Here is a 12774-nt window from a genome sequence, read left to right as displayed (position 1 = left end):
CATGTCGTTAATGAATCAGGAATGGACTAGCAAGCTGGAACAATTTGCCCGAAAGCTCGCGCTGCGCGACGTCTATCTCATTGCCGATCAAGGTGTTTTAAGCAATCCGTTGTTGGATGGCTTAAATAGACTTTCTCCTCCGGTGCAGTGGTTCTCGCTCTATCAGGGGCAACCGGAAGAGCCGCTGCTGGAGATGGCGCCTTTATTGATGCGGCTTGAGCTAGCTTGCTGGCAGCATCGTCAGTGGCTCGCCGATCTGATCGCCGCATTTTCCTACAAGCCGGGTCTGCTGATCTTTCTCTCACCGCTAAGTTTTTCAACGCTCGCCGCCCACTTGCGCAATCTGGCCGATGGCGCCTGGGAAGACCGTTCTGGCCTGGTGCGCTATTACGATACCCGCATGTTCCCCTTGCTGATGCGGCATGTGCTCACTGAAGAACAAAAAGCGTGGTTTTTAGAACCGGTTTATCTCTGGAGCTACCGCGATAGAGACAACAAGATCTGCTGGCTGGAAGGCGAGTGTTCGCCAGTTCAGGCAACGATCCCGGAGGCGATCAAGATTAATTTCAGCGATGAGCAAATAATGAAACTGGATGTCGCTATCGATGCCCAGCGATTTACGGTTTCTGAAAAATTCTGCACCTTTTTTACGACTCAGGAGGACAAATTTAATACCCTTTGGCAGCTCGGCTGGCAGGCGCATCAGCAGAATTTTATCGGTGATTTAGCTTCCTGGTTTGAAAGTCACTTTGAGGAATGAAACATCCTCCCTTTTGATAATCAATAGGCGATTATCAGTTCTGTATGGACACATCAATGATAAAGCATATCCGTATTTTGCCCGGCGGACTGAAGGTGCTGGCCGCCGCTTTTCTCTGCCTGCTGACGGCCTGCCGCGATCACAGTCGCGACGGCATGAGCGCCGCCGACATAACGTTGTTAAACCACGGTCCGGATGCCATTGTTTCGATGCAGGTGAATGGCTACGGCGGGCCAGGCGCTAACTCCTACGGCGGCGGCGGCTTCTGCTGCGTGATGGTGCCCAACGACTGGCGGCCGGGGCTGATGGCAAAAATCACCTGGACTTCCGACCCTAATTCCTGGATGAAGTCCAGTGAGATGCCGGACGACTATGAAACTCATTATCAGAAACATGGGCCGATTACCGTGCCGATTGAACGCTGGGAGAAGGGGCAGGCCTGCGGTTTTCATGTGCATATTTTCCCCTGCGATAAGGTGCGGATAGTCCGTTCCTGTGTGCTCCCGGGGGGGCCGGTTCAGCCAGGTCAACCTGAATATCCAGTCCCTCAGTCTCCACCGGACTGGAGGGAAAGGGCACACAAAATACTTATCGAACATATCAAGGAGGAAGTTGTATGTCCGACACCGCAGACTCCACGCTGAATGCCCTGAAAGCACTTATTGCCGCCTTTCAGACCGGTGCCACACCGACCGCTGTTAAAACCTCCACCGCGGAAGCGGCCAGCTTACCGCCGACGTTTCCCGGGTCGGATGACAAAAAGCCCGCGGATAAAACCACGCGGCAGAAAACTAAATACAACGAGCGCGGCCGTCTGCCGGCGAGCAGAACGCAGACCAAAGGCAACTATGCCAGGCAGTACCTGGAGGGATATGTCGGGGAGTCCGATCATCAATCGGACAAAAAAACGGCGCCAGGCTGCCCCGCCAGCCTGCATACACAATTCGCTGCTGACTAATATTGCCCGGCTCTGGTCTATGAGAAACCGGTATTGATATTTGCAGCGGCCCATTTTATTTGACCGCTACAAATATCATCATCAGTTATATATGGCGGTTCATCTATTAGCATAAATACAAGCATTTAATTACGCCATTTATTAATAAGTCATCACTTTATATTTGTAAGGACACATCAATGATAAAGCATATCCGTATTTTGCCCAGCGGGCTGGCGGTGCTGGCCGCCGTTTTTCTCTGCCTGCTGACGGCCTGCCGCGACCATAGTCGCGACGGCATGAGCGGCGCTGATTTAAATGTCTATAACCACGGTCCGGACGCCATCGTTTCGGTGCAGGTGAATGGCTACGGCGGGCCAGGCGCTAACTCCTACGGCGGCGGCGGCGGCTTCTGCTGCGTGATGGTGCCTGATGTCTGGCGCCCGGGGCTGACGGCAAAAATTACCTGGACCTCCGATCCTAACGCCTGGATGAAATCAAGTGAGATGCCCGATGATTATGAAACTCACTATCAGCGCCATGGGCCAATTACCGTGCCGATTGAGCGCTGGGAGGAGGATCAGGCCTGCGGTTTCGACGTGCATATTTTCCCCTGCGATAAGGTGCGGATAGTCCGTTCCTGTCATATGCGTGATTCCCCTGAATACCCAGTACAACCTGAACCTGACGAAGAAAAAAAAGCAGATAGCGTTATTTTCAAACATATCAAGGAGGAAGTTGTATGTCCGACACCGCAGACTCCATGCTGAATGCTCTGAAGGCGCTTATTGCGGCTTTTCAGACCGGTGCCACTCCGGTCGCGGTCAAAACCTCCACCGCAGAAGCGGCCAGCCTACCGCCAAAGTTTCCCGGGCCGGATGATAAAAAGGGGAAAACGTCAGCGGATAACTCCACGCAGCAGAAAACCGAATACAACGAGCGCGGGCGCCTGCCTGCGAGCAGAACGCAGACCGAAGGCAATTACGCCAGGCAGTACCTGGAGGGGTATGTTAAAGAGTCAGAACATCCCTCGGACATACCCGGCCGGAGCGGTGGAGGTGGTCTACCCCGGGATGCATGCCGATGTCGGCGGCGACTGTAAGCCCACGGAACTCGGCAAAGTGCAGACCGATGCCGCCAGCCTGCTGTCAAAGATTGTGCTGCACGATATGTATGCCGCCGCCTTTGATGCCGGGGCGCCGCTGAGCGTACCCGAGGAGGTATTGCCCGGCGGCGCCAAAGGCAAAAAGTATCGGGTAATGAGTAATGCCGTTATAAAACAATTCAAAATCTCCGCCCAGGCCATCGCCCTGTTTAACGCCTGGCAGCAGGCCGGGGCGCAGCAGGCGGGGGCGAAGAGCGAAACGCCGGCCGTCAACGAGGCGGAGGTGGTGGCCATCGCCGTGGCTCAGGGCCGGGATCCGGTCGCCGCGCTGAAGGCGGCTCACGACAAGGCGGATAGCGATAAGGCGAAAGCCGCAGCCACCGCCGCGAAGCCGCCGGAGAACGGCCCGCTGGGCAAACTGCCGGATCCGGTGTATGTGCCGCTGAAGGCCAAAGCGCTGGAGGTGATGCTGGCGGACCAGCTGAGCTGGATCACCGCCTGGCGCACCGAGCGCTTTGCCAGCCCGCAATACGCCGATAAGTATTATCAGCGTAAGCCTTTTTATCAGCAGGCGCTGAATGAATCGTCCGGCGCGCTGCCGTCGGCGGCGGCGCCCGCGGAAAACGAAGGGCCGCGTGAAGTGCCGTTTATCGATAAGGATCGTCTGGATCGCGCGGCGTGGGGCTATGACTTTGCCCATACCGGTATCGTGGCGCTGCTGGGCCAGGTGCTGCTGGATGTGATCCCCACCACGCAAACCAACCAGCTCGGTGGTCCGCTGGTGGCGGCGCAGGAGTCGGAATATATCCAGATCAAGAAAAGCGGCGATGCCCGGCGGGCGGCGCTGATGGGCTCGCCGACGATGCTGGATTTTTACGATAACTACGTGCATGACACGCTGGCCAAATATAATCATGATCCGCTGCATTCCTCGTTTTCCCACGGTTATTTTGCGTCGCGGACGATTTACGATAACGATGATGATACGTGGGATTCGGTGAAACAATTTGGCCAGCGGGTAAAATCGATTATAGATATTAATGTCGGCGATATATTAGTGCAGGCGCGAACGGATATGAAAGATCTGAATACGGTATCGGGCGTGCTGGGTAAAATATATCGCCATATTCATTATATCCGCTAAGTATCCTTAATAACGCTATACGGGCGTGATGATGCACGCCCGTGGCTAAGGGAATCATCAATTTTATGTTCAAGGAAAAAAATGCCGCGGTAATGACCGTAGCGGCTACCGCGACCCTGTGTCTTGCCGTCTGGACAATTGTGGTCCTGCTGGGCGGTCTGGGATGGTGGAACTGGCACGCCAACCGCACGCTGCAGTGGACGGCGGTCCGCGAGATAGTGACCGTCTGCAGCCTGGTCTGGGCGTTTGGTCTCTGTCTTTGGGTACTGGGCTTTATTGCTTTCCACCTGTTTATCAGGCAAAAAGCCGATGGGCAACAGCGTCAGACGCGGACTTTTATTAGCCAGCAGACAAAACCGGCGCAGCCGTTTGCGTCCTTAAAGCACACTCTTCGTCGCCGCTACGGCCGATTGTGGCGCAATAAGGTCCGCCTGCTGTGGGTCGCTGGCGAGGCGGCGCAGATTGCCGCCATCGTTCCCGGCCTTGCGCAACAGCAATGGCTGGAGGGCCGCGGTACGGTGCTAATTCACGGCGGTAGCCTGTCGGCGAAGGTGGATAACGAGCGGCTCAGCGCCCTGCGTCGGCTGCGCGGCCGCCGACCGCTGGATGGTATCGTGCTGGCGCTGGACAATGCTCAGGCCACCGCCGCGAACCTGGACGGGTATTTGCGTACGCTGGAGCAGGTTGCGCAGGTCCTGCGCTACCAGCCGCCGGTCTATCTGTGGCAACTCCACGACAGCGACTGGCCGCAGGATACGCGCATTACCCAGACGCTGGGGGCGTTGCTCCCGCCGCGGGCCGTCCCGCAGGATGTTGAACGGCAGCTTCGCGCCATTCTGCCAGCCATGCTGGCGCAGGGGACCCACCAGTTGTGCGCTGATTCGTCCCACGATTACCTGCTGCGTGTCGCTAAATGGCTGAAGGAGGGCGGTATCAGCGGCTGGAAGACGCTACTGACGCCGTGGATTACCGGGTATCTGCAACAGATCCCGCTCCGCGGTCTGCTGTTCAGCCCCTCGTTAAAGGCGGAAGAGGCGGCGGACAATGGGCTCTATCCCCACCATTGGTCAGCCCCGGCCGTCTGGCAGGGGATCATCGCAGACTGCGGCCGCGCGCGCGGCGTGCCGGTGGGGGGGGCGTGGCGCCGCTCCCTCGGTGTCGGCCTGCTGGCGCTGTTTGGCTTGTGGGCGGCGGGAAGCCTGCTCTCTTTTATCGTCAACCGCCAGCAAATTGTCAGCGCCACCCAGCGGGTACAGCTGCTGCGGCAGCCCGTCGTTAACGACCAACAGCTGATCGATTTGCAGGTGCTGCGTAACGATATCGGCCGTCTACAGAATCAGCTCGCCAACGGCGCGCCCTGGTATCAGCGCTTTGGTCTTAATCATAACGCGCCGCTTTCTACCGCGCTGCTGCCGTGGTATGGGCGGGCTAACCAGCGTCTGATCCGCGACGCGGCGGCAGAAGCGCTCACCCGGCAACTGACGGTGTTGGTCAACCTGCCGCCGCGCAGCCCGCAGCGGGCGCAGCTGGCGAAAGCGGGCTATGACCAGTTAAAGGCCTATCTGATGATGGCGCGTCCGGATAAAGCCGATGCGGCGTTTTACCGCCAGACAATGACCGCCGCGCAGCAGACGCGTCGGGGAGTCGCCCCGGCGCTTTGGCAGAGTATCGCCCCCGATCTATGGGCCTTCTATATGGACAACTTGCCGTCGCAGCCGGCGTGGAAAATCACCCCGGACGCCGCGCTGGTGACGCAAGCGCGTCAGGTGCTGCTGGCGCAAATCGGGCGGCGCAACGCTGAAAGCACGCTTTACGAGAACATGTTGCTGCAGGTGCGCCGCAACTATGCCGACATGACGCTGGAAGATATGACGCCGCAGACCAATGCCAGCCGGTTGTTTACCACGGAAGAGGTGGTGCCGGGGATGTTCACCCGCCAGGCGTGGGAAGGCGGCGTGCGCGAGGCGATCGATAAGGCGGTGGCGGCCAGGCGCGATGAGATCGACTGGGTGCTGAGCGATAGCCGCCAGACCGTCAGCGGCGATGTCTCCCCGGAGGCGTTGAAACAGCGGCTGACCGATCGCTATTTCACCGATTTCGCCGGGGCGTGGCTGGGTTTTCTCAATAGCATTCGCTTGAATCCGGCGCGCAATATTGCCGATGTTACCGATCAGCTGACGTTGGCGGGCGACGTTCGTCAGTCGCCGCTGATTGCGTTGATGAATACCCTTGCCTGGCAGGGGCAGACCGGGCAGCAGCGTGAGGGCGTGGCGGATTCGCTGGTGAAGTCGGCTAAAAATCTACTCGATAAGGATAAGCAGCCGTTTATCGATCAGCAGGCCGGCGGCGTGCGCGGCCCGCTGGAGAGTACCTTTGGGCCGCTGCTGGCGCTGATGGGCAAAAATCCCTCTCAGAGCGTGGTCGCCGCAGACAGCACCCTCAGTTTACAGACCTGGCTGACTCGCCTGACTCGCGTACGCCTGCGGCTCCAGCAGGTGGCAAACGCCCCCGACCCGCAGGCGATGATGCAGCAGCTGGCGCAGACCGTGTTCCAGGGCAAAAGCGTCGACCTGACCGACACCCAGGAGTACGGCAGCCTGGTGGCGGCCAGCCTCGGCGAAGAGTGGAGCGGTTTTGGCCAGACCATGTTCGTCCAGCCGCTGACGCAGGCCTGGGAGACGGTGCTGCAGCCATCGGCGGCCAGCCTCAACGAGGCGTGGCAGCGTTCTGTGGTCGCCAACTGGCATTCGGCTTTTGACGGCCGCTATCCGTTTGCCGCGGGTAAAAACGATGTCTCGCTACCGATGCTGGCGGCATTTATCCGCCGCGACAGCGGGCGGATCGACCGGTTTCTCACCAGCCAGTTGGGTGGCGTGCTCAACCGCGAGGGCAGCCGCTGGGTGGCCGATAGCACGCACAGTCAGGGGCTGACGTTTAACCCGGCCTTCCTGAAGGCGATTAATCAACTGAGTTCCTTGTCCGACATCCTGTTTACCGACGGCAGCCAGGGGATGGGGTTTGAACTACAGGGGGTGGCGACGCCGGGTATTGTTGAAACGCAGCTCACCCTCGACGGCCAGAATATGCACTACTTTAACCAGCTTGCCGAATGGAAAAGTTTCCGCTGGCAGGGGACGTTCAACAAACCCGGCGCGATGCTGACCTGGAGCTCAACGGCGGCGGGCGCCCGGCTATTGGCGAACGACAGCGGCCCGTGGGGCACGCTGCGTATGCTGGAGAGAATGAAGCGCCAGCAGATCGGCGATGGGCTGTTTCGCCTGACGGTCAATACGCCGGATAGCCGGCAACTGCAGTGGTTACTGCGTACGGAACTCGGCGATGGCCCGCTGGCGTTGCTGAAACTGCGAAACTTCACGTTGCCGACACAGATTTTCATCGTGGAGGCCCCACGAGCAGAACCGTTTGCCGACGGTGACGTAGAGGAATAAGGGCCGACATTCACTCTGCAAGCGCTGCTTTACAAGCAGCGAGTTTTCTAATTCTGACATCTGAGATATTCCATGGACGATTTAACTCTGCGTTATTTTGACGCTGAAATGCGCTATCTGCGCGAGGCTGGCGAGGAGTTTGCCCGCGCCCATCCCGATCGCGCCGCGGCGTTAAACCTCGATAAAGCCGGCGCCCGCGATCCCTATGTTGAGCGGCTGTTCGAGGGCTTTGCTTTCCTGATGGGGCGGCTGCGCGAAAAGCTCGACGACGACCTGCCGGAGCTGACCGGCGGGCTGGTGAGTATGATCTGGCCGCATTATCTACGTACCATTCCGTCGCTGGCGATGGTGGAGTTCAGCATCGACTGGCGGGAGATGAAAGAGCCACAGCGGCTGGAGAAGGGGACGGAGGTGATCTCCCGGCCTATCGGCGAGACGGGCACCCGCTGCCGTTACACCACGACCCAGCCGCTAACCTTACAGCCGCTCGCGCTCTCCCGCGCCAGTATCAGGACGCTGGCGGATGGCCGCCAGGCGATTTGTCTGCGTTTTGATTGTGGCGAGCTGGTTGACTGGAGCACGCTCGACCTGCGCCGTATCCCGCTATACCTGAATGCCGATGCGCCGCTGGCCTGCGCGCTGCATGAAGCGCTGACCCTGAACGTGGCGCACATCGGCATACGTCTGGCGGGGGAGACTGATAGTAGACCGCTGGCGGCCCATTTTGCCGTCTGCGGGTTTGCCAACGATGAGGCGCTGCTGCCTCAAAGCGGCGGGTTCAGCGGCTACCAGTTGCTGCTGGAGTATTTCAGCTTTCGTGAAAAATTTATGTCGGTCGCGCTGTGCGGGCTGGAGAATATGACGTTTCCTGATGCGCCGGGATGGTTTGAGATAGACGTGGTGCTGGATAAATCGTGGCCGCAGGAATACGCGTTGTCAGAGAAACATCTGCGCTTACACTGCACCCCGGTTATTAACCTGTTCCCGCTGGAGTCGGACCCGCTGCATCTGGACTCACTACAAAGTGAGTATCTGCTGCGCCCCATGCGCGTCCAGGATGGACACACCGAAATCTATTCGGTGGAGTCCGTCACCTCTTCTCACCTTTCCGGCACTCAGGCGTATGTGCCGTTTACCAGTTTTCGCCACAAAGGCGGCATGTTGCGCCATGATGCGCCGGAATATTATTACCACACGCGCGTTAAACGTGGCCCGTCCGGGCTACATGATACCTGGCTGACGCTGGGCGGCGAGGCGTTTGACCAGCATCGCGTGCCGCAGAATGAAACCCTGTCATTGAGCCTGATCGGCACCAACGGCCAGCTGCCGCGCCGGGCGTTGCAAAGCACGCTGCTGGACACGGTGGTCAAATCCACGACGTCGCGCCTCCAGGTGCGTAATCTCAGCGCGCCGACGTTACCGTGTTATCCACCGGATCGCGACCGTTTTCACTGGCGGGTGCTGAGTCATCTCGGCAGCAGTTTCTTGTGGATGATGGATAACGCCGAGGTGTTGCGCGGCGCGCTGGCGTTGTATGACTGGACGGATAACGAAATGAACCGCCGTCGCCTGCAGGCGATCGTCGATGTGAGCCACTGTGAGGTGGAACGTTTTGCCGAGGGGCATTTTCTACGCGGCGTGCAGATAGAAGTGACGCTCGACGGTAACGGCTTCGCCGGGCACGGCGACATCTGTCTGTTTGGCGAGATGCTCAACCGCTTCTTTGCCCTGTATACCGACATCCACCTGTTTAATCGTCTGATTCTGATACTGCAACCTACCGGAGAGCGTCTCGAATGGCAGGAGAACCACAAACGCCGCATTCCCGGCTGAGCCCGCGGCTTGAGCGGGATATTCAGCGCATCAACTTTTACCGCTTCTGTCAGCTACTGAAAAAATCGCGACCTGGCGCGCCGGCATTAGGCAGCACGCTGAACCCGGCGGATGATCCGATACGCTTTCGCCCGCATCCGGGGATGGGTTTTCCGGTCAGCGAACTCAAAGCGGTGGAGTATGATGAGGCGCATCCCGACGCGCCGCCGACGCTGCGCACCACCTTTATGGGGCTATACGGTGTCGATTCGCCGTTACCTACCGCCTGGCTGGATGATATTGCGCAGCAAAGAGAAGGGCATGAGGCGCAGGAAGCATTTCTCGATATTTTCAACCACCGCATTCTGAGCCAGTTTTATCGCATCTGGCGCAAATACTCGTATCCGGCAACCTTTGAAGACGGCGGTCGCGACCGTACTTCGCAGAGCCTGCTGGGGCTGATCGGGCTGGGCATTCCCGGCACCGCGCAGCATATTGCCGCGCCGGTATCTCGCTTTCTGGCATTACTCAGCGTGATGCGCCTGCCCGCGCGTACCGAAGAGGGAATTCAGGCGCTGGTACGCTTGTTGGCGCCCCATACGCGGGCGGAAGCGTCGCCGCACTGCCCACGGACGGTGTACCCGGCGCAGCCGCTGGGTTTTTACGGCGATAACGATTTCCTGCTTGATGGCTACACGGTGCTGGGCGATGAAACGACCGAGATTGCCAGCCAGTTGCTGATCGCGCTGTATACCGATGATATCGCCGAGGCCGCAGGCTGGATGCCGGAAGGGCAAATCTATGCGGACTTTCTGGTTCTGCTGCGGGTTTATCTCGGCTGGCGCTATAAGGCCAAAATCACCTTAACGCTTCCCACGCCGCTGTTACCCGCGCCGGTACTCGGCGAAACGCCGTTTATGCTCGGTATTACCGGCGTTCTGGGCATGGAGGGGGACGCGGTTCCGCCGGATTTACCGGCCACGTTTACCACGGAACTGGGCGGCTACCGCGGCATGCCGCTTGCACCATTATCACAAGGAAACCAACGTGTTGCATATCACTTCACTTAAACTATCCGCACTGATTATTCTGCCGTTCATGCTGGCGGGCTGCGGGCTAACACAGAAAATCAGCGACGTCGCCTCATCCGCCGTAAAGTCAGTATTTTATCGCCAGGTGAAAACGCTGCGTCTGGATTTTAGCGCGCGCAATGCGTTAAACACCGATAACCGCGAGGATAACAGCGCCTCCCAGCCGGTGATGGTGCGGGTCTATGTGCTGAAAGATCGCAAGACCTTCGATAAGACGGTTTACCAGCAGCTGGCGGCGGAAGGAGAGGACATTTTAAAAGACGACCAACTGGCCAGCCGCGGCCTGGTGCTCAAACCGGGAACGGCGATGAGTCTCACCATGCCGCTGGATGAACAGGCGCAGTATGTCGCCGTGGTGGCGCTGTTCCGGGCGCCGGATCTGACGAAAAACGACTGGAAGCTGGTGCTTGCCCGCGAGGATCTTGACCCGGATCGCGCCCGCGTCATTGAGGCCAGCCATCATCAACTTGTTCTGCAACCACGGAAGGACAAGTGAGAAAGGCGCTGCGCAATTTTATATTCAATTAATAACCTCACGGACGCCATGATGGCCAAACCTGATTTTATTTAAGGTTTGGCCTGTTGGGGAATCATTTAACCGTGGGCAGATCGCTATATCGGGTGGTGTATCGCGGGGAGAGCATTTCCCGCTTCATCTGCCACGGTTGCTGGATACCCTGGCCGGCGAAGTAAAGCGTCCCACGTCCGTCTTCTGCATTCAGGCGGTCCAGCACCTCCATCAATTTTTGGCTGTTTTTTCGCGGCGCATTTTCGTCAAACAGATTAAGTTGCGCGACGCCCTGGCTATAAAAATCGCCCAGCATTACCCCGGCTTTCTGATACCGGCAGCCACTTTGCCAGATGGCATCCAGACAACGCGTCGCGGCGGCGATAATATCTCTGCTGTCCTGCGTTGGGGTAAGCAGGGCCACCGAGGCATTATTGGCGTAATACCGTTCGTCAGGCGCGAAGGGTGAGGTTTTTACAAAGACGGAGATAAACCGGCAGTATTGATGTTCCTGACGAAGTTTCTCTGCTGCCCGGGAGGCGTAACTACAGATGGCCTGGCGCATTTCTTCGTACTCGGTGATGCGATGGCCGAACGAACGGGAGCAGACGATCTCTTGCTTTACCGGGGCAAACTCTTCCAGCTCAAGGCAGGGTTCGCCGCGTAATTCACGGACGGTTCTTTCCAGTACGACATTAAAGTGTTTTCTGATGAATCGAATATCCGTGTCAGCCAGCTGCAATACTGTCCGGATCCCCATCGCTTCAAGCCTCTTCGCAATGCGTCGACCCACTCCCCAAACCTCTTCCACCGGTAGCGCCGCCATCAATTTTCTTTGCCGCTCCGCATTCGACAGGTCAACCACGCCTCCTGTCTGCTGTTGCCAGCGTTTTGCCGCATGATTCGCCAGTTTAGCCAGCGTTTTTGTCTGGGCTATACCGACGCCTACCGTCAGGTGCGTGCGTTGCCGCACCGTGGCTCTGAGCTCATGTCCAAACTCGGTAAGAACGCGGCAGTTACGCACGCCGGTAAGATCGCAAAAAACTTCATCAATGGAGTATTTTTCGCAGCGAGGCGACATCTCTTCAAGCGTCGTCATTACCCGATTGGACATATCGGCGTAGAGTTCATAGTTGCTACTAAAGCAAACCACGCCATGATGTCTGAAGATATCTTTTTGTTTAAAGTACGGTTCACCCATTTTCACAAACGGTTTGGCTTCCGCAGAACGTGAAATCACACAACCGTCATTATTGGACAAAACGACCACCGGGCGGCCGCGTAAGTCCGGGCGAAAGACGGTTTCACAGGAAGCATAGAACGAGTTCACATCACACAGGGCAAACACGATCAGCCCGCCGATTTCACGATGTAGGTCACCACGCCAAAAATTTCCAGACACTCTTCACTGCCTGGCATAATCGGCTGATAGGCGGGATTATCAGGTTTGAGCATGACAACAGGATGCAACTGGAGGCGCTTAACCGTGAATTCCCCATCCACTGCGGCAATAACGATGCTGCCATGGACGGCCTTGCGGGAGCTATCCACCACCAGTAAATCACCATCGCCAATGCCAGCGCCAATCATTGAGTCACCGCTTGATTTCACAAAGTAGGTGGCGCCTGGATGCTGAATCAGCAGTTCATTCAGGTCGATACGCCGCTCAACATAATCCTGCGCGGGGCTAGGAAAACCGCAGGGAACAAGGTCGCTGAACAGCGGTAATGCCACGATCTGGCGTAGTTCGGTTAGTGTGAAAAACTGCATGATGATCACCGATTATTTTTTACTGTATGCATATACAGTATTGTAGATCGGTGGCAGAGATCAAGAGGGGCGTACCTTATCAAAACCTGCGCCAGCGCCCGGCTGGCGGGGGTTTTATGTCTGAAGCCGGTTGATAAACAATAGATTACCTCATCGCTAATATTAACGACTTCGCCGTTTAGCTGGCGAAAATAGCGC

At 57.7% G+C, this 12774-nt stretch carries 11 protein-coding genes; 9 read left to right on the top strand and 2 right to left on the bottom strand.

Annotated features, from left to right (window positions below; all coding sequences use genetic code 11):
- Nucleotide 1: 1 nt before the first annotated feature.
- The 9 genes from PGR09_RS08915 (at nucleotide 2) to tssJ (ending at nucleotide 10794) form a co-directional block, all read left to right on the top strand.
- Nucleotides 2-760, top strand: coding sequence for a DUF4123 domain-containing protein (locus PGR09_RS08915; protein WP_047045193.1), 759 nt, complete (start codon nucleotides 2-4; stop codon nucleotides 758-760).
- A 56-nt stretch (nucleotides 761-816) separates the two neighbouring features.
- Nucleotides 817-1404: a DUF3304 domain-containing protein gene (locus tag PGR09_RS08910; RefSeq protein WP_430916058.1), complete on the top strand. Its 588-nt coding sequence runs from the start codon at nucleotides 817-819 to the stop codon at nucleotides 1402-1404.
- Nucleotides 1377-1718, top strand: a complete 342-nt coding sequence (locus PGR09_RS08905; protein WP_430916057.1) for a hypothetical protein — start codon at nucleotides 1377-1379, stop codon at nucleotides 1716-1718. Before PGR09_RS08910 ends, PGR09_RS08905 begins: the two co-directional genes overlap by 28 nt.
- A gap of 179 nt (nucleotides 1719-1897) precedes the next feature.
- A complete protein-coding gene (locus PGR09_RS08900) occupies nucleotides 1898-2467 on the top strand; it encodes a DUF3304 domain-containing protein (protein ID WP_430916056.1) in 570 nt (189 codons plus the stop codon).
- A gap of 237 nt (nucleotides 2468-2704) precedes the next feature.
- Nucleotides 2705-3946, top strand: coding sequence for a hypothetical protein (locus PGR09_RS08895; RefSeq protein WP_430916055.1), 1242 nt, complete (start codon nucleotides 2705-2707; stop codon nucleotides 3944-3946).
- A gap of 65 nt (nucleotides 3947-4011) precedes the next feature.
- Nucleotides 4012-7395 (top strand): ImcF-related family protein, encoded by a 3384-nt coding sequence (locus PGR09_RS08890; RefSeq protein WP_430916054.1) that lies wholly within the window; start codon nucleotides 4012-4014, stop codon nucleotides 7393-7395.
- Between the two features lie 72 nt (nucleotides 7396-7467).
- Nucleotides 7468-9228 (top strand): type VI secretion system baseplate subunit TssF, encoded by a 1761-nt coding sequence (gene tssF / locus PGR09_RS08885; RefSeq protein ID WP_430916053.1) that lies wholly within the window; start codon nucleotides 7468-7470, stop codon nucleotides 9226-9228.
- Nucleotides 9192-10277, top strand: coding sequence for a type VI secretion system baseplate subunit TssG (tssG, locus tag PGR09_RS08880; protein ID WP_430916052.1), 1086 nt, complete (start codon nucleotides 9192-9194; stop codon nucleotides 10275-10277). The genes tssF and tssG overlap by 37 nt, the downstream gene beginning before the upstream one ends.
- On the top strand, nucleotides 10255-10794 hold the full coding sequence (gene tssJ, locus PGR09_RS08875) for a type VI secretion system lipoprotein TssJ (RefSeq protein ID WP_315710884.1): 540 nt from the start codon (nucleotides 10255-10257) through the stop codon (nucleotides 10792-10794). The genes tssG and tssJ overlap by 23 nt, the downstream gene beginning before the upstream one ends.
- A 94-nt stretch (nucleotides 10795-10888) precedes the next feature.
- Here the strand turns inward: tssJ and PGR09_RS08870 are convergent, their stop codons facing one another.
- Nucleotides 10889-12154: a Y-family DNA polymerase gene (locus PGR09_RS08870; RefSeq protein ID WP_045398194.1), complete on the bottom strand. Its 1266-nt coding sequence runs from the start codon at nucleotides 12152-12154 to the stop codon at nucleotides 10889-10891.
- 2 nt (nucleotides 12155-12156) lie between these two features.
- A complete protein-coding gene (locus tag PGR09_RS08865) occupies nucleotides 12157-12576 on the bottom strand; it encodes a translesion error-prone DNA polymerase V autoproteolytic subunit (RefSeq protein WP_015705808.1) in 420 nt (139 codons plus the stop codon).
- Nucleotides 12577-12774: the final 198 nt, after the last annotated feature.

It is taken from the genome of Klebsiella sp. 141251 (genome assembly GCF_050600725.1).
In the GTDB taxonomy this organism is placed as follows: domain Bacteria; phylum Pseudomonadota; class Gammaproteobacteria; order Enterobacterales; family Enterobacteriaceae; genus Klebsiella; species Klebsiella aerogenes.
The sequence above is the reverse complement of the archived record's forward strand: the minus strand, read 5'-3'. Positions and strand labels throughout refer to the sequence as shown.